This window comes from Cryptosporangium arvum DSM 44712 (genome assembly GCF_000585375.1).
GTDB lineage: Bacteria > Actinomycetota > Actinomycetes > Mycobacteriales > Cryptosporangiaceae > Cryptosporangium > Cryptosporangium arvum.
The window spans coordinates 316,095-340,764 of record NZ_KK073874.1; the positions used below are offsets into that span (position 1 = coordinate 316,095).

Annotated in this window: 22 protein-coding genes; 12 read left to right on the top strand and 10 right to left on the bottom strand. The window is 71.6% G+C overall.

Going from position 1 to position 24,670, the window contains the following annotated elements; genetic code table 11:
* The first annotated feature begins 75 nt into the window (after positions 1-75).
* Positions 76-636, top strand: a complete 561-nt coding sequence (locus CRYAR_RS01490; protein ID WP_035847822.1) for a hypothetical protein — start codon at positions 76-78, stop codon at positions 634-636.
* A gap of 11 nt (positions 637-647) precedes the next feature.
* Here the strand turns inward: CRYAR_RS01490 and mycP are convergent, their stop codons facing one another.
* On the bottom strand, positions 648-1,904 hold the full coding sequence (gene mycP / locus CRYAR_RS01495) for a type VII secretion-associated serine protease mycosin (RefSeq protein WP_084701696.1): 1,257 nt from the start codon (positions 1,902-1,904) through the stop codon (positions 648-650).
* Between the two features lie 321 nt (positions 1,905-2,225).
* On the opposite strand from mycP, the gene idi reads away from it, so the two are divergent.
* Entirely contained in the window at positions 2,226-2,807 is a 582-nt protein-coding gene (gene idi, locus CRYAR_RS01500; protein ID WP_035847825.1) for an isopentenyl-diphosphate Delta-isomerase, read from the top strand.
* Here the strand turns inward: idi and CRYAR_RS01505 are convergent.
* Positions 2,770-3,693, bottom strand: coding sequence for an alpha/beta fold hydrolase (locus CRYAR_RS01505; protein WP_035847828.1), 924 nt, complete (start codon positions 3,691-3,693; stop codon positions 2,770-2,772). The two genes, idi and CRYAR_RS01505, sit on opposite strands and share 38 nt — an antisense overlap.
* Before the next feature lie 119 nt (positions 3,694-3,812).
* On the opposite strand from CRYAR_RS01505, the gene CRYAR_RS01510 reads away from it, so the two are divergent.
* Positions 3,813-4,799 (top strand): WD40 repeat domain-containing protein, encoded by a 987-nt coding sequence (locus CRYAR_RS01510; protein WP_035847830.1) that lies wholly within the window; start codon positions 3,813-3,815, stop codon positions 4,797-4,799.
* 93 nt (positions 4,800-4,892) lie between these two features.
* Here CRYAR_RS01510 and acs read toward each other — a convergent pair whose 3' ends face one another.
* Complete coding sequence (acs, locus tag CRYAR_RS01515; RefSeq protein ID WP_035847833.1) at positions 4,893-6,857, bottom strand: acetate--CoA ligase; 1,965 nt, start codon at positions 6,855-6,857, stop codon at positions 4,893-4,895.
* Positions 6,858-7,016: 159 nt separating this feature from the next.
* On the opposite strand from acs, the gene CRYAR_RS01520 reads away from it, so the two are divergent.
* Entirely contained in the window at positions 7,017-8,432 is a 1,416-nt protein-coding gene (locus CRYAR_RS01520) for a PD40 domain-containing protein (RefSeq protein WP_157017240.1), read from the top strand.
* 17 nt (positions 8,433-8,449) lie between these two features.
* Entirely contained in the window at positions 8,450-9,184 is a 735-nt protein-coding gene (locus tag CRYAR_RS01525; protein WP_035847837.1) for a Fic family protein, read from the top strand.
* Here the strand turns inward: CRYAR_RS01525 and CRYAR_RS01530 are convergent.
* Entirely contained in the window at positions 9,181-10,074 is an 894-nt protein-coding gene (locus CRYAR_RS01530) for a hypothetical protein (RefSeq protein ID WP_157017242.1), read from the bottom strand. The genes CRYAR_RS01525 and CRYAR_RS01530 overlap by 4 nt on opposite strands.
* 379 nt (positions 10,075-10,453) lie before the next feature.
* Positions 10,454-11,395 carry an HAD family hydrolase gene (locus CRYAR_RS01535; RefSeq protein ID WP_084699916.1) on the bottom strand — a complete coding sequence of 314 codons (942 nt, stop codon included), beginning with the start codon at positions 11,393-11,395 and terminating at the stop codon, positions 10,454-10,456.
* A gap of 549 nt (positions 11,396-11,944) precedes the next feature.
* On the opposite strand from CRYAR_RS01535, the gene ssd reads away from it, so the two are divergent.
* The 7 genes from ssd to CRYAR_RS44865 all read left to right on the top strand — a co-directional run bounded on the left by ssd (position 11,945) and on the right by CRYAR_RS44865 (position 17,206).
* Positions 11,945-13,021 carry a septum site-determining protein Ssd gene (gene ssd / locus CRYAR_RS01540; RefSeq protein WP_035847842.1) on the top strand — a complete coding sequence of 359 codons (1,077 nt, stop codon included), beginning with the start codon at positions 11,945-11,947 and terminating at the stop codon, positions 13,019-13,021.
* Positions 13,018-14,202, top strand: a complete 1,185-nt coding sequence (locus tag CRYAR_RS01545) for a TadA family conjugal transfer-associated ATPase (RefSeq protein ID WP_035847844.1) — start codon at positions 13,018-13,020, stop codon at positions 14,200-14,202. Before ssd ends, CRYAR_RS01545 begins: the two co-directional genes overlap by 4 nt.
* Positions 14,199-15,062, top strand: a complete 864-nt coding sequence (locus tag CRYAR_RS46705; RefSeq protein WP_051569589.1) for a hypothetical protein — start codon at positions 14,199-14,201, stop codon at positions 15,060-15,062. The genes CRYAR_RS01545 and CRYAR_RS46705 overlap by 4 nt, the downstream gene beginning before the upstream one ends.
* Positions 15,059-15,844, top strand: a complete 786-nt coding sequence (locus CRYAR_RS48410; RefSeq protein WP_211247218.1) for a type II secretion system F family protein — start codon at positions 15,059-15,061, stop codon at positions 15,842-15,844. Before CRYAR_RS46705 ends, CRYAR_RS48410 begins: the two co-directional genes overlap by 4 nt.
* Before the next feature lie 98 nt (positions 15,845-15,942).
* Complete coding sequence (locus CRYAR_RS01560; RefSeq protein ID WP_084701700.1) at positions 15,943-16,107, top strand: DUF4244 domain-containing protein; 165 nt, start codon at positions 15,943-15,945, stop codon at positions 16,105-16,107.
* A gap of 11 nt (positions 16,108-16,118) precedes the next feature.
* Positions 16,119-16,847 (top strand): TadE family type IV pilus minor pilin, encoded by a 729-nt coding sequence (locus CRYAR_RS50570; RefSeq protein WP_063725640.1) that lies wholly within the window; start codon positions 16,119-16,121, stop codon positions 16,845-16,847.
* Positions 16,844-17,206 (top strand): Rv3654c family TadE-like protein, encoded by a 363-nt coding sequence (locus tag CRYAR_RS44865; RefSeq protein WP_084699921.1) that lies wholly within the window; start codon positions 16,844-16,846, stop codon positions 17,204-17,206. Before CRYAR_RS50570 ends, CRYAR_RS44865 begins: the two co-directional genes overlap by 4 nt.
* Before the next feature lie 979 nt (positions 17,207-18,185).
* On the opposite strand, the gene CRYAR_RS01570 is transcribed toward CRYAR_RS44865, so the two are convergent.
* The 5 genes from CRYAR_RS01570 to CRYAR_RS01590 are packed head-to-tail and all read right to left on the bottom strand — an operon-like array spanning position 18,186 to position 24,543.
* A complete protein-coding gene (locus CRYAR_RS01570) occupies positions 18,186-18,521 on the bottom strand; it encodes a nuclear transport factor 2 family protein (protein WP_035847852.1) in 336 nt (111 codons plus the stop codon).
* Positions 18,518-19,906 carry a metallopeptidase TldD-related protein gene (locus tag CRYAR_RS01575; protein WP_035847855.1) on the bottom strand — a complete coding sequence of 463 codons (1,389 nt, stop codon included), beginning with the start codon at positions 19,904-19,906 and terminating at the stop codon, positions 18,518-18,520. Before CRYAR_RS01575 ends, CRYAR_RS01570 begins: the two co-directional genes overlap by 4 nt.
* Complete coding sequence (locus CRYAR_RS01580; protein ID WP_035847858.1) at positions 19,903-21,423, bottom strand: TldD/PmbA family protein; 1,521 nt, start codon at positions 21,421-21,423, stop codon at positions 19,903-19,905. The genes CRYAR_RS01575 and CRYAR_RS01580 overlap by 4 nt, the downstream gene beginning before the upstream one ends.
* Positions 21,424-21,451: 28 nt before the next feature.
* Positions 21,452-22,159 carry a hypothetical protein gene (locus tag CRYAR_RS01585; protein ID WP_035847860.1) on the bottom strand — a complete coding sequence of 236 codons (708 nt, stop codon included), beginning with the start codon at positions 22,157-22,159 and terminating at the stop codon, positions 21,452-21,454.
* A 53-nt stretch (positions 22,160-22,212) separates the two neighbouring features.
* Complete coding sequence (locus tag CRYAR_RS01590; protein ID WP_211247916.1) at positions 22,213-24,543, bottom strand: DEAD/DEAH box helicase; 2,331 nt, start codon at positions 24,541-24,543, stop codon at positions 22,213-22,215.
* Positions 24,544-24,670 lie beyond the last annotated feature (127 nt).

The following is a 24,670-nucleotide window of genomic DNA, read 5'->3' on the forward strand; positions in this document are numbered from 1 at the left end:
CACCTGTCACTTCAGCTAACTGTTTTCGCAGGTGAGCGGGGTCGCGCGAACCTCGCATTTAGGTACTCTGCCGGTATGGCATTACCGGTGGCTCGAACCCGGGACGAAGCCCATCTCTACATGGATATGCGGCCTTGTCCCTCCTGTGGCAAAAGCGACGTCCAATGGGACAGCGCCCTGACTTCCGACGAAGGATCTCCGGCTCGGCGTTACACCGGCTCCTGTTCGGGGTGCCGGGCTCCCCGCGAGTTCGTCTTCCGCCTCCCCGAGCGGCCGCTGCTCCCCGGCCCCGGTGACGTCGTCCTGTTCGGCGGTGACGACCCGTCGGAGCTGCTCGACGCCGGCGAATGGCTCTACGTGGCCGACGTCTGCGCGCAAGCCGCCGCGGGCGGTCCGGACCGTGAGCCGGGCCCGGTGCTCAGCGCCGAGGCCCGCGAGTCGCTGATCGTCGCGGTCGCGGCCATGGACGAGGTCCTCAAGTTCATCCCGCCCGACAAGGACGAGGTGCCGCGCGCCGGCTTCTGGTCCGACCGCGGCCGCACGCTACGGCAGTCCGAACCGGGTCGCTTCCGGCGGCCTCGGCTGCAGACGATCCGGAGCACCTACCGGGACGCGCTCGCGCGGGCCGCGAGCTGAGCGCTCGCCGCCTACCAGGGCGGCGGACGGTGATCGTCGGGGGGAATGTCCCATCCCTTCCGACGGGTCCTCGGTGGCTGGCGCACGAGGACGATTCCGACCGTCCCCAGGGCCAGCAGCAGCATGGCCGCGATCGCACCACCGAAGAGGAGCGCTCGGCTCCGGAGACTGTCGATCCGGCTCGCCAGCACTGGTTCGGCTGTCGGGGACGTCGTGGTCGCGGCCGGGCCGGGTGCCATCACCGCTGACTCGTCGGACGACGGAACGCTCGGCGCTGGTGTGGCTGACGGAGCGCTGCCGCCCTGGTTGGCCGCATGACTGGTCAGCAGGGGATTCCTGCTGACCGACGACACCTCCTCGGTGAGGGCGCCGACCGGATCGACGATGCCGTACCCGTACTGGGCGTCCCGCCCGGCCGGGCCTTTGTCGTCGGCGGTGCGGATCAGCCGGTTGACGACGTTGGCCGCGGAGAGGTCGGGGTAGCGCGAGCGGACCAGGGCGGCGGCGGCACTCACCATCGGCGCGCCGAAGCTCGTGCCCTGCACCTTCCAGTACCCGTGGTCGAGGCCGGCCGCGGTGAGCTCGGTGGCCGGGGCCGACAGCACGGTCTCCGGGCCCTGGAGCGAACCGGACCAGAACCCGCCGGTGCGCGCCAGGCCGGAGACGGCGACGACGCCGCGCTCCCGCGCGGGGTGCCAGACCTTCGCGCCCCGGTCGTTGGAGAGGTTGCCGTCGCACGCGATCACGACGACGTCCTTCGAGAACGCGTAGGCGAGCGCGTCGGTCAGCACCTTGGCGGTGTCGGCGCTGCCCAGCGACAGGTTGATCACGTCGGCGCCGTGGTCGACGCCCCAGCGCACGGCTTTCGCGATCGTCGCGGCCGAGTCGTACTCGTTGCGCGGGTCGAGCACGCGGATCGGCAGGATCTTCGCCCGGGGGGCGAGCCCGACGACGCCGTTCGTGTCGTTGAGCCCGGCGATGAACGCGGCCACCGCGGTGCCGTGCCCGACGACGTCGGTGCGCCCGTCGGTGGAGCCGTCGACGAAGTCGGTGCCGGGCAGGACCTGGCCGATCAGGTCGGGGTGGGTGGCGTCGACACCCGAGTCGACGACCGCGACCGTGACGCCCTTACCGGAGGCGTACCGCCAGGCCGCCTGAGCGTCCAGGAACGAGAGCTGCCACTGCTGGTCGCGGACCGTGTCGGCGGCGGCAGGCGAGACGGGCGCCGCGACGGCGAACAGCACGACGACGGTGAGAAACGACGCCATCGTCGTGCGGGCACGCCGGAGGAAGGGCCGTGGCCCGGTGTCCCGGTGGTGCACCAATGCGCGTCTCCGCAGTTCACTGTCGTGGCGTCGATTGACACGGTACGGCGAAACAACACCCCGTGCCCCGTCGGTCCCGGGAGGCGCACTCATCTCTTGCCGGGCAGACTGGAAGACGGAATGCGTCCAGCGCGGTGGATGGAAGAGGCTTTCGTGGGGTTCGCCGACACAGACAGGGCCGAATCGGACGGGTCGCAGGTCCTGGGGTGTGAGGAACGGCACAGTACCAACGGGCGCGCCGTCGATCGGATTCAAGCCGATCCGGTGGTCGACGACGAGCTGATCGTCCTGCTCAGCGACGACGGACGGACGATCGGAACAGCTCCCAAGCTGGCCAGTCACCATCGGGAGACGCCGCTGCACTCGGCGTTCTCGAGCTACGTCTTCGACGGCGAGGGTCGCTTCCTGCTGACCCGGCGGGCGCTCTCGAAGAAGACCTGGCCCGGCGTGTGGACCAACTCGTGCTGCGGGCATCCGGCGCCCGGGGAGGACGCGGTGTCGGCGGTACGGCGCCGGCTGAACCACGAGCTCGGCCTGTCGGTCACGGCGGAGGAGATCGTGCCGCTGCTACCCGACTTCCGGTACCGCGCCGAGCTGGACGGAATCGTCGAGAACGAGATCTGTCCGGTCTTCGGCGTACGCGTCGACGCCGAGCCGGTGCCCAACCCGGACGAGGTCGAGGAGTACCGCTGGGTCGACTGGCCGACGTTCGTCACCGAAGGGCTGGCCGGGCGGTCCGAGGTCGGCCTCTCGCCGTGGGCGCTGCTCCAACTCGCCCAGCTCGAGGATCACCCCGTCGTGGCCGCGCTCAGGAAGCCTTCGCCCAGCGGAGAAGCTCCTCGGTGACGAGGTCGGGTTGCTCGGCCTGCGGGAAGTGGCCGACGCCGTCCAGAACCTGCCACTCGTAGCCACCGGTGACGTAGCGGCTGGAGCCCTCGGCGGTGCGGGGGAGCAGGTAGGTGTCGTCGGCACCGTGCAGCTGCAGGGTCGGTGCGGTGATGTCGGCCTGCATGAGCTTCGCGTAGCGCCACCCGGTCGGCCGGGTGAGCGACCGGAGCGACCAGCGGTAGTACTCCATCGCGCAGAACGCGGCCTGCGGGATCTGGATCGCGACGCGGCACGCCCGGGTGTACTGCGCGTAGTCGTCGGTCTCCCGCCAGCGCGGACCGGCCCACTTCTCGAACAGGGACTCGACGTAGGCGGCGTCGTTCGCGGTGACCCGGTGCTCGTAGCGGGGCGTCTGGAACGTGAACAGCGTCCGGCTCGCGGCGAGCTGCCCACGGGGATCACCCGCGATCGCCGCGCGCAGCCGGAGCGGGTGCGGCGAGCCGATGACCACCATGCGCCGCACCTGGCGGGGGTGGAACGCGGCGGTGGCCCAGGCGAGCGCTCCGCCCCAGTCGTGCCCCACCAGCATCGCGTCGCGTTCGCCGAGCGCGCGGATCAGCCCGCTGACGTCGCTGGCCAGCGTGAACCCGTCGTAACCGCGCGGTGGCTTGTCGCTGGCGCCGTAACCGCGCAGGTCGACGGCGACCACGTGGTAACCGGCCTCGGCCAGCGGTTCGAGCTGGTGTCTCCAGGTCCACCAGTACTCGGGGAAGCCGTGCAGGAACAGGACGAGCGGGCCCGTTCCGACCTCGACGACATGGAATCTGCTGCCGTTGGCACTGACGAAGCGGTGACTCCACGGTCCGTCATGGAGAACGACCACGTCGTCCGGCGGGTTGGCCATAGCGGCCAGCGTAGAGCGCCCGCCGCCCAGCGCGGATCTTCCCATCGTCCGCGTGCATGTTTATTGCGCTAACGCGGCTGACAGACGCTACCTTCGACGCCGGGGAGAGGAAGGTATCCGTGATCGACGTGTACGCGCCAGCAGAGGTCCCCCGGTGCCCCGACTGGACGATGTCGTGGGACGCCGACCCGCCGGGAAGGGCCGCGTTCGCCGTGGACGACGGCGAACAAACCTTGCTGTTGGCCGCCGACGGGCGACGCATTCGAATGGTGGGGGCAGAACGCCTGGAAGACCCGGGCCAGCTGTCTCCGGACGGCACGAGGCTGGCGCTGGTCGTCGACCGGCCGGTGCCCACGGTCTCCGTGCTGGATCTGCGTGACGGTAGTCGTCGGGGGTTCCCGGCTACCGTGCGTGGCGCCGAGGTGCTGTCCTGGCTGCCGAGCGGCCGGCGCCTGCTCTACGGCAACGACGAAGGCATGTACCTGCTCGACCTGGAGACCGGTCGCAGTGACGCCTACGACCTCTCCGGCGAGGAGCCGCGCGAGGTCGCGGTCGCGCCGGAGGGCGCCCGGATCGCGGTCGACGTCGGCGCGTACGTGCGTATCGCGCCGCTGGCCGGCGGGCCGCCGGTTCGCGTCCCGCTGCCCGAGGACGCCGCGCTGGGCGCGCACGGGTGGTCACCGGACGGACGGCTGCTGGCGGTCGGGCGGGAGATCACCCCGTCGCGCGACCAGCGCGGAGGGTTCGACCTGGTCGTCACCGCGCTCGACACCGAGCGGGGCTTCCGGCCGGCCGCTCAGGTCAGCGTCGTCGGGGTCGTCGCGGGTGCGTTCGTCGGGTGGCGCTCGATGTCCTCGATCCTGCTGCTCGAGCGGCGGTTCGAGGAGCCGTTCCGGCTGGTCGTGCGGGGGCTCGACGGCTCGGAGATCGAGACGCTGGCGCACCTGCACGGCTCGGTGTGGGAGGTGCGTGCCGCGGCTGGTCTGCTCGAGGTCGTGCGTACCAACGCGGACGGCGAACCGGTCGACCTCGGTGTTCCGCCGCGCTGGCAGCGGATGACCGGTGCGATGAAGAAGGGTTTCCGCAAAGACCGCACGTCGCCGTAGCCACGGTGGTTCGCCGCATGGCGTAGTCAGGCTTTTGATTCGGAACGGCCCCGGCTACGAAGCGTAGCCGGGGCCGCTGACGTGCGGGAGCGGTCAGTCTTCCTTGCCGCCGGTGAGGCCGGCGCTGATCAGGTTCATCACGGTCGGGTCGGCGAGCGTCGTGACGTCACCCAGCGAACGGTTCTCGGCGACGTCACGCAGCAGGCGGCGCATGATCTTGCCGGAGCGGGTCTTGGGCAGCTCCGGGACGACCAGGATCTGTCGCGGCTTCGCGATCGGGCCGATCTCCCGGGCGACGTGCTGACGCAGCTCGGCGGCCGTGTCGGTGCCCTCCTTGGCTTCGCCGCGCAGGATGACGAACGCGACGATGCCCTGGCCGGTGGTCGGGTCGGTGGCGCCCACCACTGCGGCCTCGGCCACGGACGGGTGGCTGACCAGCGCCGACTCCACCTCGGTGGTGGAGATCCGGTGACCGGACACGTTCATGACGTCGTCGACGCGACCGAGCAGCCAGAGGTCGCCGTCGTCGTCCTTCTTCGCCCCGTCGCCGGCGAAGTAGTAGCCCTGTTCGGAGTAGCGCGACCAGTACGTGTCCTTGAAGCGCTCGTCGTCCCCCCAGATGCCCCGCAGCATCGACGGCCACGGCTCGGTGAGCACCAGGTAACCGCCGCCACCGTCGGGCACCGATTTGCCGCTCTCGTCGACGACGTCGGCGGAGATGCCGGGGAGGGCTTTCTGCGCGCTTCCCGGCTTCGTGGACGTGACGCCGGGGAGCGGGGAGACCATGATCGCGCCGGTCTCGGTCTGCCACCAGGTGTCGACGATCGGGGCGTTGTCGCCGCCGATGTGGTGGCGGTACCAGATCCAGGCCTCGGGGTTGATCGGCTCGCCGACGCTTCCGAGCAGGCGCAGGGAGCTCAGGTCGAACTTCGCCGGGATGTCCGCGCCCCACTTCATGAACGTGCGGATCGTGGTGGGCGCGGTGTACAGGATCGTCACCTTGTACTTCTGGATGATCTCCCAGAAGCGGCCCTGGTGCGGAGTGTCCGGGGTGCCCTCGTACATCACCTGCGTGACGCCGTTGCTCAGCGGCCCGTAGACGATGTAGCTGTGGCCGGTGACCCAGCCGATGTCGGCCGCGCACCAGTAGATGTCGGTCTCGGGCTTGAGGTCGAAGACCGCGTGGTGGGTGTAGCTCGCCTGGGTGAGGTAGCCACCGCTGGTGTGCAGGATGCCCTTGGGCTTCGCCGTCGTACCCGAGGTGTAAAGAATGAACAGGGGGTTCTCGGCGTCGAAGGTCGTGTGCTCGTGCGTGTCGGCCTGGCGGTCGACGACGTCGTGCCACCAGACGTCGCGGCCCTCGGTCCACGGCACGTCCTCGCCGGTGCGCCGCACGACGAGAACCTTCTCGACGCCGGTGCCGGCGATCGCCTCGTCGGCGGCGGGCTTGAGCGCTGACGGCTTGCCGCGCCGGTAGCCGCCGTCGGCGGTGATGACGACCTTGGCCTGCGCGTCGTCGATCCGGTTGCGGAGGCTGTCGGCGGAGAACCCGCCGAACACGACGCTGTGCGCCGCGCCCAGCCGGGCGCACGCGAGCATCGCGACCGCGGCCTCGGGGATCATCGGCAGGTAGATCATCACGCGGTCGCCGGTGCGGACGCCGAGCTCGTGCAGGGCGTTGGCAGCTTTGGAGACCTCTTTTTGCAGGTCGCTGTAGGTGATCGTGCGGGTGTCGCCCGGTTCGCCCTCCCAGTGGATCGCGACCCGGTCACCGTTGCCGGCCTCGACGTGCCGGTCGACGCAGTTGTAGGCGACGTTCAGCTTCCCGCCGACGAACCACTTCGCGAACGGCGCGTTCCATTCGAGGGCGGTGTGCCAGGGCTCGGACCAGTCGAGCCGGTTGGCGGCTTCCTCCCAGAACGAGATGCGGTCGTTCTGGGCCTTCTCGTACGCGTCGGCGTGGACGTTGGCCTGCTCGGCGAACTCGGCCGACGGCGGGAAGGTGCGCTCCTCCTTGAGCAGATTCGAGAGCGTGGCCTCTGCGGGTTCTTCGGTCATGTGCGGGGACCTCCTCGGTGAGCCGGCCTTTCTTAACGTAGTGCCGCGAACGTTGCAGCACAGTACGTGGGCAGGGGTTCCGGCGTTGAGCGGTGTTCTGTCGGCGGTCGATGGCACGCTGTCCTACGGTCGGTGGCTCTCTCCTGAAGGAAACAGCGGATGCGTAAGAGACCGGTGTTCGTGGTCTTGGCGGCGGTGCTCGTCGCCGTGCTGCTGTCGGTGGGAGCCGGGCTCGTGGCGGCGCTGCTCGTCGGAACCGGCGACGACGCGGAGGAATTCGCCACGCCCTCCTATCCCAGGAACGCGGAGTCGCTGCCGACGCTGATCTCCGACGTGTCCGAGTCCGCGCCGGGCCGCTCGATCGTGCTGGCCGAGACCACCGGTGCCTTCACCGACGGTCACGTGCTGTTCGCGGCCGACTCCGATCGCGTCCGGGACGTCTCGGCGATCGAGGACCGGGTCAACTCCGACTACGGGGCGGCGACGACACGGTTGTCGCCGGACGGCCGCCGGCTGGCCGTCGGCGATCTGAGCGGGAAGTTCGACGACATCCTGGTGCTCGATCTGGTCACCGGGGCGTCGCAGCGGTTCTCGGTCGGGGGTGGCTCCACCGAGGTCCTGGCGTGGTCGCCCGACGGTCGGCGGCTCGCGATCTCGTCGGAGGCGCTCGACGTGCTCGACCTGGACACCGGTTCGGTGAAACGGGTCGCCACCCCGAGCACGAACGCGACGCCCAAGACCGACCTGCTGCCGGGTGAGGCGCCGATGCCCACGGGCGGCGGCGTGGCGCCGAAGACCGTCGACGGGATGACCAAGATCCAGGCCGCGTTCTCGCCCGACGGGCGCTCGATCGCCTACGACGACGGGGTCGACATCGAGATCTATCCGCTGGACGGGGCCGGCCCGGTGGTGCGGCTCACCGACAAGGCGGTGTGGCTGGCCGGGGCCTCCGCCTGGTCGCCGGACGGTCGGCGCGTGCTGGTGACGCGCGAGGAGACGAACGACGTCAACGGCGCGACGTCGCTGCTCGCGATCGACGTCGCGACGCAGAACGCCACCCGGCTGGTGACGTTCGACTACATCGATTTCAGCGTGCCGATCCCGGTCGGGTGGCGCAGCGCCTCCGAGGTGCTGCTCTCCGGTACCGATGCCGACGGGGCGTTCGTCGTGCAGGCCTACGACGTCGACGCGAAGCGCCGGGGCGACCGGCTCATGACGTTCGGGTACTCGACGTACTCGGCGGAGTTCGCCAGCGGGCTGATCGGGTCCGCGGTGGGGCGCGACGGTGACTTCTCGGGCGGTCCGACGCCGACCTGGTGGCGGGCCGTGGTCGGGGTGGTCGTCGGGGCTGTCGTCGCGGTGGTGGGTGCGATCGTGGCCACGGCGGTGGGGGTGCCGATGGTGCTGCGGCGCCGGTCCGCCGCGCGGCGGGTGGCTCCGCCGCTTCCGGTTCCGGCCGGTGGGGGTTTCGTCCCGCCTGCGTACGTGCACCTGGTGCCCGGGCCCGTGCCGGTGGTGCCGCGGGTTTCCGGGCCCGGGCCTGCTTCGGCGTCGGACTGGGTGCGGCCCCGGTGACCGGATACGGTCTTAGCGTGTCGGATCCCCTCGCGCCGCTGCTCGACCTGCCCGATGTCGCCGACGCGGCGGCGGAAGCCCGCAAGCAGATCGACCAGCTCTTCGGGCACCAGCTCCTGCGTCGTGGTTCCGGGCCGGTGAGCGTCGAGGCCGCGCTGCGCGGAGCACACGCGTCGGCCGCTCTCGAGGGCGCGCGCTACGACCTGGAGTCGATCCGGGCCGGCGCGGTCACCGACCCGGTCGTGCAGGGTTCGCTGCGGGTCGCGGGTGCGCTCGGCTCGCTCGTCGACACCTGGTCCAAGGCGCCGCTCCAGGTTCTCGCGCGCCTGCACGTGCTCGCGGCGCGCGACGTGCTGCCGTCCGAGGCGCTCGGTCGTCCCCGCACCGATCCGGAGGTCGCGGCCCGCCTGTCCGCGCTCAGCGACCTGGTCACCGGGGGCACCGAGGCCCCGGCCGTGGTTCTCGCCGCGATCGTGCACGGCGAGCTCCTGGTGCTGGCGCCGTTCGACGGGCCCGGTGGGCTGGTGGCCAGGGCGGCGGCCCGCCTCACGCTGATCGCCAAGGGCCTCGACCCGAAGGCGGTCTCGGTTCCCGAAGCCGGGCACCTGGCGCGCGAGCCGGAGTACATCGGCGCCACGAACGCGTACGCCACCGGCACCGCCGACGGCGTCCGTTCCTGGTTGAAGCACTACTGCGCGGCGGTCGCGCTCGGCGCGGACGAGGGTTTCGCGATCTGCGAGGCGATGAGTTAGCGCGTCCTCTTCGCGAACATCGTGCGGACGGAGTCCGGTAGCGGCCACACCGCCGGGCCGCCGGCACCGCGGGCGATCCACACGGCTCCGGCCAACTGCACCGCCGCGGCGAGCAGCATCAGGTAACCGCCGCTGTCCAGCGAGAGCGTGGAGTCGACGATGACGCCGGCGGCGGTGAGCTGCGGACGATCGTCGCCGAACAGGACGGTCTTCGACGAGACGGCGAACGAGAACAGGATCAGGAAGCCCAGCCCGGCGAGCAGCACGCGGGCCTGTTCGACCGTGACGCCGACCATGGTGCGGTGCCCCCGCTCCAGGACCCGCAGGACGCCGAGTACGGTCACCAGCACCGCGGCCACGATCGCCACCCAGCTCAGTGGGGCCAGGAACGTGCTCGGCGACCAGGCCGTCCAGGACGTGGCGAGGTCCGCCCGGTTCTCGACCGCCACGAACCGCTCGTCGGTGTAGGAGACGAACGGCAGCATTGAGAACGCCAGGACGAGCACACCGCCGAGGATCGTGAGGACGTCGCCGAGCGTCATCGGGGAGCCGTTGTGCCGGCTGGGACGGGCGGTGCCGCGTGCGGTCGGCCGGTAGGTGGGGATCGGCTCGGTGACGTGATGTTCGGGGGGCTCCGCCGTCGGGTGGTTGGGCAGGAACGCCGGTGCGCCGCCGTAGATGGGCGGCGGGGCCGCGCTCGTGTCGTACGTCGGCGGATGCGGGGCGGGGACGTCGTCCACGTCCGGGGGCGGCCAGGAGGGGCCGCCGGACTGGAAAGCCGGGCCGTGCCAGGTCGCGTGCCCTAAGTGCTGGGTGGTGGGGCGCTGGTGGTCGGTCACGGCCGACCACGGGGGAGCCATCGTCCGGCGGGGCTCGTCCTGCGAATTCACCGTGGTGCTCCCCTCGACGCTGGCCGCAGCATAGTCGCCGGGCATCACGAGAGAACTCCGGTCAATCGGACCTCGCGGGCGACGACGACATCAGCAGTGTCGAGTATGTACGGAAGTGACAAATTCGCTGCCGACATGACGACGGCGCCCCTTGAAGAGGCGCCGTCAGGCACAGAACTTCCGGGCTACCAAGCGTGCACCTGTATCGACGAACGCGGATCCCGTCGAATCCGCCTCGACGCGCCTCGCGCGGCTGGTCGCGCGTGGGTACCCGGAGCTGTGCCCGAGCTTCGTCCGCCGGATGTGCCGACCGGGCGGAGCCCGTGACCTCTTTCTACGCTCGTTCCGCCGCCCACGGAAGGGGGCCTGAGCAGTACGTTCATACTCCGGCGGACACCCGAGGGGCCAGCTTCGCGCGGTGCCGCCCGTACCAGACCATGCCCGCGAGCGCGGCCGCGCCGACGCCGAAGCCCACCGCGGCGGTGGCCAGGATCGGCGTCGACGGCCGGACGAAACGGGTGGGCAGCGTCACCGGCCGGCGGAACACCAGCACCGGCCAGTCGTGCTCGAGGGCGGCCTTGCGCAGACCGCGGTCGGGGTTGACGGCAAAAGGGTGGCCGACCGTCTGGAGCATCGGCACGTCGCTGATCGAGTCGGAGTAGGCGTAACAGTCGGCGAGGTCGTATCCCTCGCTGACCGCGAGCTCGCGGATCGCGGCGGCCTTGGCCGGACCGGCGGCGTAATACTCGATCTCGCCGGTGTAATGGCCGTCGACGACGGCCATCCGGGTGGCGACCACCCGGTCGACGCCGAGAAGCGCGCCGATCGGAGCGACTACTTCTTCGCCCGACGTACTGACTATGACCACATCCCGGCCGGCGGCGCGGTGTTCACCGATCAGTGCCGCGGCTTCTGCGTAAATCGTCGGTTCGATCAGTTCATGCAGTGTCTCGGCGACGATTTGACGCACTTGACTGACGTTCCACCCAGTGATCATCGCGGTCACCGAGTCACGGATACGCGCCATCTGCGCTTCGTCGGCACCGGCCCGCTGAAACATCAACTGTGCGTAAGCGCTTCGTAGCATCGCGCGACGAGTGATGAGTCCGCCCTGGTAGAACGGTTTACCGAAGGCCAAAGCACTCGACTTCGCGATAACCGTTTTGTCCAAATCGAAGAAGGCGGCGCTTCGAGCGGTGGCCGGCGTGACGGTGCTGGGGGCGCCGGGGGCCACCGGATCCGCCGCGCGCGGGAGGTCACTGTCCACATGCGGCCGGCGCTCGGCGGGTCGCTCGTCGCCTACGTTGGCGCTCACGCTCATGGCTCGAAGTCTAGGACCCTCCCGACGCCGGAGCGTGTTTCCGGCACCCATGGCCGGGTACGCATGCGTTAGGGGCTGCGCGTGAGCTTAAGAAAACACTTACGGATCTTCTTTCCGCGCCCACTCGGTTGCAGATCTGCGGTCCGTTGCTAGACAATGTATTGGGTTCTGGGGCCGAGTGTGCGGAGGGGGATTACACTTACCAGTCTCGGCTGCCCTAAATTTGACGGCCCGGTTGACCGCACCCCCCCCGCGGTCATCTGGGCGGGTTCGGCTCGGCCCCCCCGGAGCCGGACCCCGGACGGTCACCGCCCACCCCCCCGGCGGTGACCGTCCCCTTTTGTGTGGGTGCCATTTCTCGTTAGTTCTCACCCTCGTACCAGAGCGCCGAATATCCACCCTCGGCGAAATAGCGCGAGACACACCTGGTGAACAGTTCGTCCACAGGTCGAAGGTCGTCCCTGGCCGCCCTGTGGAGAACGTTCTCGCGGGCGTCGGAGTCGGCGACGGTGATCGGGTCGATATCGCGATCACCCGCCGGAGGAAGTCATGTCGCCGCCCGAGGCGTGCCCGCTCGTCTGCGTCCGAGACCCGGAACTGACCGACAACCTGCTGCGCCTGGCCGCGGCGGCGGGCGCGGACGTCGAGGTCCCGGTCGATCCGATCGGCGCTCGCCCACTGTGGACCGACGCGCCGCTGGTCATCGTCGGCACCGACGTCGTCGCCGAGTACGTGTCGGCGCGGTTGCCGTACCGGCCCGGGGTTGTGCTCGCCGCCGACGAGCGCCACGTCCGGCCCGGGGATTCGGCCGTCTGGCGGGTGGCGTCCGACCTGGGAGCCGAGCACGTCGCCTTCCTGCCCACCGCGGAGGCGTGGCTGGTCGACCGCCTCACCGAGGCGGTCAGCGGGCCGCGGCGCGCCGGTCGGGTGGTCGCGGTGATCGGAGGGCGCGGCGGGGCGGGCGCGAGCGTCCTCTCGGCCGCGTTGGCCGTCACCGCGGCGCGGAACGGGTCACGCACGATGCTTGTCGATGCCGATCCGTTGGGCGGTGGCCTCGACCTGTTGCTCGGCCGCGAGAACACCGGCGGGCTCCGGTGGCCCGACCTCGTCGACACCGCCGGTCGGGTGAGCCCACCCGCGCTACACGACGCCCTGCCTCGCGTCGGCGAGCTCAGCGTCCTCTCCTGGGACCGCGGTGACGTTCTCGCCGTGCCCCCCGAGGCGGCCGAAGCCGCACTGGACGCCGGGCGTCGCTTCTCGGATCTGCTCGTGGTCGATCTGCCGCGCCGTCCCGACGACGCGGCAGTGCGGGTACTGCAGGCCGCCGACGTGACGCTCCTGGTCGTGCCGGCCGAGGTCCGGGCCTGCGCGGCGGCCTCGCGGGTGGTCCGGGCGGTGCGTCCGCACTGCGCTCAGCTCTCGTGCGTCGTCCGCGGCCCGGCTCCGGCGGGGCTGCGGTCGGCCGACCTCGCGACCGCGCTGGAGCTGCCGCTGGCCGGCGTGCTCCGGGCCGAGCCCCGCCTCGCCGGTGCGCTCGAGCGCGGCGACGTACCCGCTGCTACCGGGCGGGGCCCGCTGGCCGGTTTCTGCCGGAGCTTCCTGGCGGAGTTGGAGGCGGCGGAATGACCGCGTCCGCGACGGATCCGGAGGCTCTGGCCGAGCGCGTCCGCAGCCGGCTGATCACGCTCGGGCATCCGCCGACGCCGGCCGCCGTGGCCACCGCGGTCCGGGCGGAGTACGGCTCGCCGATCGGAGACCGGACGCTGTTCACGCTCACCGCGCGGCTGCACGCCGAACTGGTGGGAGCCGGTCCGCTGACCGCCCTGCTGGCCGAGCCGACCGTCACCGACGTCCTGGTGAACGGGCCGCAGGAGGTCTGGGTCGACCGGGGCGCCGGCCTCCAGCGGGTGCACTGCGATCTCGGTGACGACACCGCGGTGCGCCGGCTGGCCCAGCGGCTCGCGGCGGCGTGCGGGCGCCGGTTGGACGACGCGTCGCCGTTCGTGGACGCCAAGCTCCCCGACGGCACGCGGCTCCACGCGGCCTTACCGCCGGTGGCGGCCACCGCGGTCCACCTCTCGCTGCGCACCTTCCGGCCGCAGGGCTTCACGGTGGACGACCTGGTGGCGGCGGGAACGTTCACGCCGGAGTCGGCGGCGATCGCGCGTGCGGTGCTGGCGGCTCGGCTGGCCTTCCTGGTCAGCGGGGGAACCGGTAGCGGCAAGACGACGCTGTTGTCCGCGCTGCTGGGCGAGGTGCCCGCGGACGAGCGGCTGGTGATCGTCGAGGACGCGACCGAGCTCCGCCCGGTCCACCCGCACGTCGTCTCGCTGGAGGCCCGGCCGGCCAACGCCGAAGGCGCGGGGGAGATCGTGGTGCGCACGCTCGTGCGCGAAGCGCTCCGGATGCGTCCGGACCGGATCGTCGTCGGCGAGTGCCGCGGGCCGGAGATCGCGGAACTGCTCGCCGCGCTCAACACCGGGCACGACGGCGGCGCCGGGACGCTCCACGCGAACACCCCCGACGCGGTGCCGGCGAGGATCGAGGCGCTCGGCCTGCTCGCGGGTCTCAGCCGTGACGCGGTGCACGCCCAACTGGCCGGCGCGCTGCACGTGGTGTTCCACGTGGTCCGGCGGATGCCGGGGGGTGGGCGGCCGGGCTTGCGGATGGTCACCGCTATCGGCGTTTTCGGCGTCGGCCCGGACGGCCGCGTGGTCGTCCGGCCGGCGTGGCGCCGTGATGGCGGGCCGACGCCCGGGCTCGCCTCGCTGCACGCGCTGCTGGACGCCCGGGGTGGTCGGCGATGACCGCGGTGGTTGCGGCGCTGGCGTTGCTCGGGGCGGCGGCGTTGCTGGCCGTGCCCGGTTCGGTGCGTGGACGGCTGCGGGTGGTGGCCCGACCGGCCGGGCCGTCACCGCGGACCCGGTTGTTGGGAGCCGGTCGTCGCCCTGTGGTGCCTACGCGGTGGCGTGCGCATCTCACGGTGCCACTTCTCGTCCTCACCGCGGTGCCGACGGCCGCGGCGGTCGGGCCGGTCATCGCCGGGGCGGCGCTGGCCTACGGTCTCGCTGGGCGGCGCGCGTTGCGTCAGCGGGCCGCAGCCAAGGCCGACGATGCGCTCCGTGCGCTCGGCGCGGTGGCGCTGGCCGGTCTGGCCGACGATCTCCGCGCCGGCCGGACGCCGTCTGCGGCACTGCACGCGGCGATCGTCACGGTCGAGGACGGGCCGGTGACGGCGCCGGCCGCGACCGCGCTGGCCACCGCCCGGATCGCGGTGGTGCGACACCCGTTCGGCGACGTTCCGGCGTTGTTGCGAGCGGTGCCGGGCCCGCTCGAGCCCGCGTTCCGCCGATTGGCCGCCGCGTGGACACTTGCCGACTGCGGCATCCCGCTCGCCGATGTGGTCGGGCAGCTCGACGTCGAGTTGCGGCGGCTCCGTCGGCTGAGCGAGCGGGCCGCCGTGCACACCGCCTCGGCGCGGACGACTGCGCGGTTGGTCGCGGGGCTGCCGGTTCTGGGGCTCGGGATCGGTCAGCTGCTCGGCGCTTCGCCGGTCGCCGTGCTCACCCGGACGCCAGGCGGCGCGGCGTGCGCTGGTGCCGCAGTGGCGCTGCATTTGATCGGGTTCGCGCTCGCGCGCCGGTTGAGCCGGGTGGTGCTGACGTGAACGGGTTGTCGGTCGCTGCGGGGTCGATGCTGCTCATCGTCGCCTTTCTCGTGGCCCGTCCCACCGCTCGCCGACGACTGAAGCGCTCGACGAGGGTGGGTGCGGCGGATGGCTCGGCGGGCGAGGGAGTGGTCGGGTCCGGCGTTCATCCGGGGGCTTCGGGCGGGCCGGCCGGTTCTGGCGGGTCGGTGGCGTTGCGGTGGGTGGTGCCCTGTTCGGTCGGGCTCGCGGTGGCCGGGCTGGTCGGGACCTGGTGGGGGCTGATCGTCGGTGCGGCCGTCGGAGTGGGCGTCCATCGGCTCGTGCGACGAATGCCGTCACCGGCGATCAACCGGGAGCGCGAAGCAGCGGCGGCCGAGCTGCCGTACGCGGTCGACCTCCTCGCCGCCGTGCTGAAGTCCGGCGCCCCGCTGGATCGTGCGGTGGCCGTGGTGGGGGCGGCGATCGGCGGCCCGCTGGGGGAGCGGCTCGCGCTCGTCGGCCGGGCACTACGCCTCGGCGTGGTGGGTGAACCGGGCTGGCGCGCTCTGGACGACGTCCCCGGCGCGGAGGGTTTTGTCCCCGCGGCGGTCCGCGCGGCCGACAGCGGGGCGGCGCTGGCAGCGGCGTGCACCCGGTGCGCAGCCGACCTCCGAGAAGGCCGCGAAGCGAGAGCGGAGGCCGCGGCGCACCGCGCTGCCGTCTGGGTGGTGCTGCCGCTCGGATTCTGCTTCTTGCCGGCGTTCGTCCTGGTCGGCGTGGTGCCGATCGTGCTGGGGGTGCTCGATGAGCTGCTCACCTGAGCGCGGTCGCCGGAGCGCGGCGGGCGTCGGCGGAGAGTTGCCGGGGACGTCCCGGCCGATGAGAGGAGATGCCGATGAACTCGGGCCTTCGGGGCGCGATGCGACGGATCCGGCTGGCGGGAGAGGCCGGAATGAGCACCGCCGAGTACGCCGTCGGAACGATCGCCGCGGTGGCGTTCGCCGGAGTGCTGTTGAAGGTCGTGACCTCGCCGACGGTGCAGTCGGCGCTGACCGCGATTCTCGCGAAGGCGCTGAAGGGGTAGAACGCGGGTCGGTGACCGCGGAGCTGGCGGCCGCGCTGCCGATCGTGGTGCTGCTGTTGACCGCCGGCCTGACGGTGCTGGCCGCGACCACCACGCACCTCCGTTGCGTCGACGCTGCGCGGGAGGCCGCCCGCGCAGCGTCACGCGGCGACCCGACGGCGGCGGACATCGGCCGGCGTGTGGCACCGCCGGGCGCGACGGTCCGGGTCATGCGGGAAGGGGATCTGGTGCGGGTCACTGTCACGGCGCCGCTGCCGGCGATCGGTCGGTCGTGGCCGGGGGAGCTGACAGCCACCGCAGTAGCCGAGCCCGAGCCCGGCTCGGAGTCCCAGCCGGGGTTCAAGTCCCAGCCGGGGTTCGAGTCCCAGCCGGGGTTCGGGTCCCAGCCGGGGTTCGGGTCCCAGCCTGGGGCCGGGTCCCAGCCTGGGGCCGGGTCCCAGCCTGGGGCCGGGTCCCAGCCTGGGGCCGGGTCCGGGGCTGAGCCCGAGTCCTCTTCGCGGTCCCGGCCACAATTCGGATCCGGCTCTGGGTCGGTGTCCGGGGCCGGGTCGGTGTCTGGGCGCGCGCCGGTGTCTGGGGCAGAGGCTGGGGTTGGGGCTGTCCCTGGGCTTGAGTCCGGGTCTGGGGGTGAGGTCTCATCCGGGGGCGAGCCTCGATCTGTATCCGAACGCGGCCTGCTGTCTGAGTCCGGGGCCGAGTCCGGACTCCGGCGCGGGCCTCAGCGCAAGGCGGTGCCGTGACCGACTCGCGGGGGAGTGCCTCGGTGCTGGCCCTCGGCGTTGGACTGGCGCTGCTGCTGGTCGGGCTGGGATTCCAAAGCGTCGGAGCCGCTGCGGTCGCCCGTCATCGTGCCGGACTAGCGGCCGATCTAGCCGCACTCTCCGGCGCCTTGCACGTCGCGGAAGGCGCCTCGGCAGCCTGCGTCCGGGCTGCCGCACTCGCCGCCGAGAACGGCGCGACGCTCACCGAATGCACGACAACCGGCACGCACGTGATCGTCACCACGGCCGTCCCGCCAACCGGCCCGGCCGCCCTGATCGGTCGAGCCACCGCCACTGCCCACGCCGGCCCAGTGATTCCGCCCGTCCGGCCGCCGTGAAGCCGATCGGGTCAGCCTTACCACCCGCTCCCGGCAACTCGCTCGTTCGACCCGCGAAGGCGCGAAGTGGCAGTGGTACCGAACATGTCAGCTCGCGTGCAAGCCAGCACGTGGCGCATGCGGCGGCCGAGACCGGGATCGACAGGTGTTGATCACGGTGTCGAAGCGGGCCGGCCGGACCCGGCGTGTCAGGACCGAGCACGTCATCTTCGGTGGCCCCTCACTCAGCTGCGTAAAGCCCGGCGCGCAGGAGTCCGCTGAGTTGGTGGGGCGCTGAGTTGGAGGGGCGCTGAGTTGGAGGGGCGCTGAGTTGGAGGGGCGCCGAGGCGGAAGACCGGCGAGTTGGACGGCTGACGAGTCGGTAGGCCGGTCAGCCGGTGGAAGGCAGTGAGTCGGGAGGCGATGAGTCAGGGGGTCCATGGGGTCAGAGAGCTCAATAAGTCGAAGGCTCGGCGAAATATGAGGTCCGGCGGCTCAGGAGTCTGTGCTGTCCGGATGCCCGACACCGATGCTCCTGCTCGCTGAGCACGAATGCACCAGTCGCATCCGGCCCGACCCTTTGAAGCCTGGGCAGTGCGGCGCGCCGGAGGGCGGCAGGTCAAGAGATGCAGCGCTTGAGAGGGTGTCGCAACCCAGGCGGTATGGCGGAGCAGAAGGTGTGGAGGTGCGGCGGAGCGGGAGGTGTGGCGACCTGGGAGGTGCGGCGCGCTAGGAAGTGCGGAGGCCGGAAAGTACGACGGCCCGCGAAGCGCGGCGGCTGGTAAGTGCGGAGACCCGGAAGCTCGAGGGCCTAGCAAGCGGAGCCCAGCGAACGGAGCCCGGGAGGTGCGGCGCGCTGGGAACTGCGGCGGTCCGGAAAGTGCGGCGGCCCGGAAAGTGCGGAGCCTGGAGGTGTGGCGCGCTGGGGATTGCGGCGGCCCGGATGCCCCGCGGCCCGGATGCCCCACGACCCAGGACGCCCCAACAACCAGATGAGACATCAAGACCCGAGGCGGCCGCCGAAGTACACCTGCGTCTCCACCAGCTGCCCATCCCTCACCCGGGAAACCTCGGCATTCCGGTACCGCCCACTCTCCACCACGTACTCGTACAACAGAAAAACCTCACCACCCCCGAGATCGACCACGTGTACGACCTCCTGTTCAGCGAACCGATCCGCTGTCGGAAAGCACCTCTCGAGGAAGGTCGCCTTGTCGATCCCGGCATCCTGCGGACTGAAGAACACATAATCCGACGCCAACAGCGCCGACGCTGCGTCCAGGTCCTGCGCCCGATACGCCGCCATCGAGGCTCGCACTACCTCGACCGGGGTCATGACGCCGGCGAGACACTGCTCATGTTGAAGTCCGGCACCCGGAGGGCCGGCATCGCGGTGCGGTGGAAGTAGTCGCCCCACTCCCGGGAGAACGCGGGACTCGTCACCGAGGCACCCGCGAACCGGGACAGCAGATCAACCGGCGACTCGTTGAAGCGGAAGTTGTTCACCGCTCCGACCACCTCCCCGCCCTCGACCAGGTACACCCCGTCCCGGGTGAGGCCGGTCAGCAGCAGCGTCTGGGGGTCCACCTCGCGGATGTACCAGAGGCACGTGAGCAGCAGCCCGCGGTCGACTCCGGCGACCAGATCGTCGAGACCGCCGGACGCGCCGCCGACCTCCATCACCAGGTTGCCGATGACCGGTGTCACGGGCAGGCCGGTGATCTCCGCCGAGCGGCGGGTCTGCAGCAGCGCGGCGAGCGAACCGTCACGTATCCAGTCGGTCGGCTCCAGCGGCAATCCGTTGTCGAACACGCTGCTCGTCCCGGAGGACGCCTGGGCCAGGACGAACGGCGCGGAGGACAGCCCGGCCGCGCCGGGGTCGGAGCGCAGGGTCACGGGGTGAGGCGTCAGGCGTTCGCCGACGCGGGTGCCGCCGCCGGGGCGGGAGAACACCGTGCGTCCCTCGTGGGCCGAGCGGGCGCTCATGTTCCAGTACGCGTAGATCATCAGGTCGGCTACGGCGGTCGGCGGCAGCACCGTGTCGTAGCGCCCTGGCTCCAGGTCGATCCGGCGCGCGGACCACGCCAGCCGCTGCGCGAGTTCGGCGTCCAGCGACGCGATCGACACGTCGGAGAAGTCGCGGGTCGCCTGACCCACCCAGGCGGAGCGGCTCAGGTCGGACCCGACCTTGCCGGTGATGCCGATGTGCCCCTGCGGCTGGGCGTGGCGCAGCCGCAGGCCGGTCGAGGTGCCCAGGTAGTACGTGTCGACCTCGTGCTCCACGAACCCGTACAGCAGCCGGTCGGCCCCGCGGGCGGCGCCGAACGCGTCGCCGAGAGCCGGAGCCACGGACGAGAACACGTCGATCGACGTCTCGGTGGGCGGCAGGTCCCAGTCGGCGGCGGCGCCACCCGGCACCAGCGGCTGGGCGTCGTCGGCCGCGCCGTTGCCCCGCGCGGTCTCCTCCGCGGCCCGCACGAGCGACTCCAGCTCGTCCGTGGCCACCGTGGTGCGCGACACGGCGCCGCTCGCGACCCCGGTGCCGGTTCCGACCGTCGCGATGACGGTGATCGACCGTGAACGCATGACGCCGTTCGTCGTCAGCGTGTTCGTCGCCCAGCGGAGGTTCGCGCTCGTCGACTCGCCGGCGATGACGATGCACCCGTCGCTCTTCGAGAGGGCCAGCGCCCGCTCGACCAGATCCTGCGCGCTGGTGGTCATCGCCCGCCCTCCTGCACCGTGTTGAGGATCGCGACGTCGCGGAACAGCGCGCTCGGGCAGCCGTGCGACACCGGCGCCACCTGGCCCGGCTGGGCCTTGCCGCAGTTGAACGCGCCGCCGAGAACCCAGGTCGACGGGCCGCCGACGGCCTCCATCGATCCCCAGAAATCCAGCGTGTTGCTCTGGTAGGCCACGTCACGCAGCTGCCCGGCCAGGCGGCCGTTGCGGATCTCGAAGAAGCGCTGGCCGGTGAACTGGAAGTTGTAGCGCTGCATGTCGATCGACCAGGACTTGTCGCCGACCACGTAGATCCCGCGCTCGACCCCGCTGATCAGGTCCGCGGTCGACACGTCCGACGACGCAGGGGCCAGCGACACGTTCGCCATCCGCTGGATCGGCACGTGCCCGGGCGAGTCCGCGAACGCGCACCCGTTGGACCGGGACACCCCGAGCTGCGCCCCCAGCAGCGCGGCCATCCGCCGGTCCAACTGGTAACCCACCAGGGTGCCGGAGCGCACGATGTCCCACGACTGCCCGGCCACGCCCTCGTCGTCCCAGCCGACCGTGGCCAGGCCGTGCTCGACGGTGCGGTCGCCGGTGACGTCCATGACGCCGGAGCCGTACCGCAGCGTGCCGATCTGGTCGGGGGTCGCGAACGAGGTGCCGGCGTAGTTGGCCTCGTAGCCGAGCGCGCGGTCGAGTTCGGTGGCGTGGCCGACCGACTCGTGGATCGTCAGCCACAGGTTCGACGGGTCGACCACCAGGTCGTAACGGCCCGGCTCGACGCTGGGCGCCGCCATCTTCTCGGCCAGCAGGGAGGGCAGCGAAGCCAGCTCGGTGTCCCAGTCCCAGCCGGTGCCGGTGAGGTACTCCCAGCCGCGGCCGACGGGCGGCGCGATGCTGTCCATCGTCTCGAACCGGCCGCTCTCGGCGTCCACCGACAGCGCCTGGATGCTCGGATTCACGCGCACTCGCTGCTGGGTGACGACCGTCCCCGCGGTGTCGGCGTAGAACTTGCCCTCGAGCACCTGGGAGAGCCCGGCGGTCACGTGGCTGATGCCGGCTGCCCCCAGCAGGCGCTGGGAGTACTCCGCCAGCAGCGCGACCTTCTCGGTCTCCGGCACGTCGAACGGGTTCACGAGATACGACGAGATCCACTGCGCGTCCTGGTACACCGGCTCGGCGGCCAGCTCGATCCGCTCGGTGCTCATCCGGGCGCTGACTTTCGCCACCTGTACTGCCGTCGAAGCCGCCGCGACGACCGCGTCCACGGTCAGGTCGACGCCGGCCGCGAAGCCCCAGGCGCCGTCGTGCACGACACGCACGGCGAAGCCGACGTCTTCGCCGTCGTGGCTGCCTTCGAGGCGTCCGTCGCGCAGCGACAGCCCCTGCGAACGCAGTCGTTCGAGGCGGAAGTCCGCATGGCTCGCACCGAGGTCACGAGCCCTCTGCAGGGCTGCGTCGGCTAGTGCCGTGCGGGGTAGGGCGAGGAAACGCTGATCGATCTCGTGCGCCACCCGACCGACATTAGCCTCTTCCGAGCTATTAGTACGGACGGTGCTGCGGAGGCTGCTGGGGGCCGTTGCCGTACGGGTCGTTGTCGGGGAACGAGTGGCCACCCGACTGGTAGACCGTTCCGGTGCTGCGCGGCGGCTCGTCCCGATAGGGGTCGACCGTCGGGTACTCCTCGGTCTTGTGCTCGCCCATCGTCGGGTACGCGTCGGTGGGGGAGTTGTCGCCGCGGTAGGGCTCCGGCGGCCGGTGGCCCGGGTAGGAGTCGGGCGACGCCGGTGGGTACGGATCGGGCTGGCCCGGCGGGTACGGGTCGGGCTGGTGGTTCTCGGAGCGCGCCCGCAGCGCGGCCTCCTCCTGCCGTGCGGCTTCCTCCCGGCGAGCCGCTTCGGCCCGCTCCCAGGCGGCCACTTCCTCCCGGCGGGCGGCCTCGTGGTCGGGCTCGGGCTCGGGCTCGCGCGCGTCGGCCGGGGCCTCGATCGGGGTGCCGATCGAGGCCCGCTTCGCTGCCTTCCGCTCCCGACGCCGGCGACGCGCGATCGCGAAGCCCCACCGGATGAACGAGACGCCGATCATGAACAGGATGCCGATCGCGATCCCGACCAGGATCAACGTGCGGCCGTTGAGGTTCGGGATGTTCAGACCGAAGAAGTGGACGTTGGCTGTGTCTCCCGGCTGCAATGCCAGCCCCACCCCGAGGGCGATCGCCACTGCGGCGAGCAGCAGGCCCAGCAGAACCATGGTCCGCGTCCTCTCCGAATCAGCCCGGTCCCCACCGGCAACCGACCCGTCGGTCACCGAGGGTGTGACCCCCCGACCTGGACGCCAAACGTACTCTGTCGGGGCGCGGCGCGCCGCACGCGGTCGACTACTGCTGTCAGCAACCTGACAGCACCGGCTTTGTCCAGCGGATCGTTGCCGTTGCCGCATTTCGGCGAGTAAACGCACGACGGGCACCCGGTCGAGCACTCGCATCCGACGATGGCATCGCGGGTGGCCGTGAGCCACTCGACGGCCGCGTCGAACCCGCGCTCGGCGAACCCGGCGCCGCCCGGATGGCCGTCGTAGACGAACACGGTCGCCAGGCCGGTGTCCTGATGGGACGCGGTCGAGAGGCCGCCGATGTCCCACCGGTCGCAGCTGGCGACGAGCGGCAGCAGGCCGATCGCGGCGTGTTCGGCGGCGTGGGCGGCGCCCCCGACGTCGGGCAGGTCGAGCTCGGCGAGGGCCAGCACCGACTCCTCGACCGTGTACCAGACCGCCCGCGTGCGCAGCTGCTGCGCAGGTAGGTCGAGCGGCTGCTCGTCCAGCACCTCGCCGGAGAGGATGCGCTTGCGCTGGAACGACACGACCTGGTTGGTGACGTCGACGGTGCCGAAGCACAGCTGCACGCCGTCGGCCTCGACCTGGTGCTCCACCGAGACGATGTCGAGCTCGGTGACGTCCTGGGACTGGGTGTACCAGTCCGGTTCCGCCCGCCGGACCAGCGCCACCAGGTCGTCCAGGTCCAGTTCCTCGACGACGAACGTCTCGCCGCGGTGGAGGTGGACGGCGCCCGTGTGCACGCTCGACGGCGCCGAGCCGGCGTCCACGGTGCCGAGCAGCCGCCCGGTCGAGGCCTCGACGATCGAGACCGGCTCCCCTCCGGTGCCACGCAGATCGGCGTCCGGCCGGCCGCGGGACGTCCAGTACCAACCGGCCGGGCGGCGCCGGAGGACACCGGCGGCGACCAGGCCGTCCAGCGCGTACCGGGCCGCGTCGCCGCCGAACAGCGGCAGGTCGGCCTCGGTCAGCGGCAGTTCCGCCGCCGCGCACGCCAGCTGCGGCCCCAGCACGTACGGGTTCGACGGGTCCAGCACGGTCGCCTCGACCGGCCGCCCGAACACCGCCGACGGGTGGTGCACGAGGTAGCTGTCGAGCGGGTCGTCGCGGGCCACCAGCACCGCGAGCGCGTCCCGGCTACCGCGTCCGGCGCGGCCGGCCTGCTGCCAGAGCGACGCGATCCGACCCGGGTACCCGGTGAGCACGACCGCGTCCAGCCCGGTCACGTCGACGCCGAGCTCCAGCGCGTTCGTGGACGCCAGGCCGAGCAACGCTCCCGAGCGCAGCGCGTTCTCCAGCTCGCGCCGGTCGTCGGCCAGGTAGCCGGCGCGATACGCGGCCACCTGCTCGACCAGCTCCGGCACCGCCTCGGCCAGCGCGCGCTTCGCTCCGAGCGCCACCGCCTCCGCGCCCCGGCGGGACCGGACGAACGCCAGCGTCCGCGCGCCCTCCGCGACCAGGTCGGCCAGCAGATCGGCGGCCTCGGCTGTCGCGGACCGCCTGGTCGGTACACCCCGTTCACCCACCAGCGGAGACACCGGAGGCTCCCAGAGCGCGAACGTCGTCGCACCGCGTGGCGACCCGTCGTCGGTCACCGTCCGCACCGGCAGGCCCACGAGAGAGAACGCCGAAGCCCCCGGGTCGGACACGGTCGCCGACGCGCACACGAACACCGGCGAGGACCGGTACCGCGCGCAGACCCGACGCAACCGGCGCAGGACGTGCGCCACGTGCGAGCCGAACACCCCGCGGTAGGAGTGGCACTCGTCGATGACGACGTACCGCAGCCGCCGGAAGAACGACGCCCACGCCTCGTGCCGGGGCAGGATCCCGCGGTGCAGCATGTCGGGGTTGGTGAGCACGAGGCGGCTGTGCGCCCGGACCCATTCACGCTCGGTGTCGGCGGTGTCGCCGTCGTAGAGCGCCGGCCGGACTCCTCCGTTCACCGCTTCGGCGACGTCGAGCAGGCCGCGCAGCTGGTCGGCGGCGAGCGCCTTGGTGGGCGAGAGGTACAGCGCGGTCGCCCGCGGGTCCGACAGCAGCGCGCTCAGCGTCGGCAGCTGGTACGCCAGCGACTTGCCGGACGCCGTACCGGTCGCGACCACCACCGACTCGCCGGAGAACGCGGCCTCCGCGGCCTCGACCTGGTGCGACCACGGCCGCGACACGCCCCGGGCGGCGTAGGCGTCGCGAAGAGACGGCGGAACCCAGGCCGGCCAGTCGACATGAACCGCGGCTCGAGCGGGAAGATGTTCCACATGTGTCACGGGATCGCTCGTGCGGCCCCGGCGTACCCGCTGCAACCAGAGGTCTGGAGAGGTCTCGGCGGACAGCTGCGTGGACACGGAAGAACTGTGCCACGTATGTACGAACGCGCCCAACGCCCAATTAGCACTCTTCGTAATTGGATAATGACACTGTGAGGCGTGG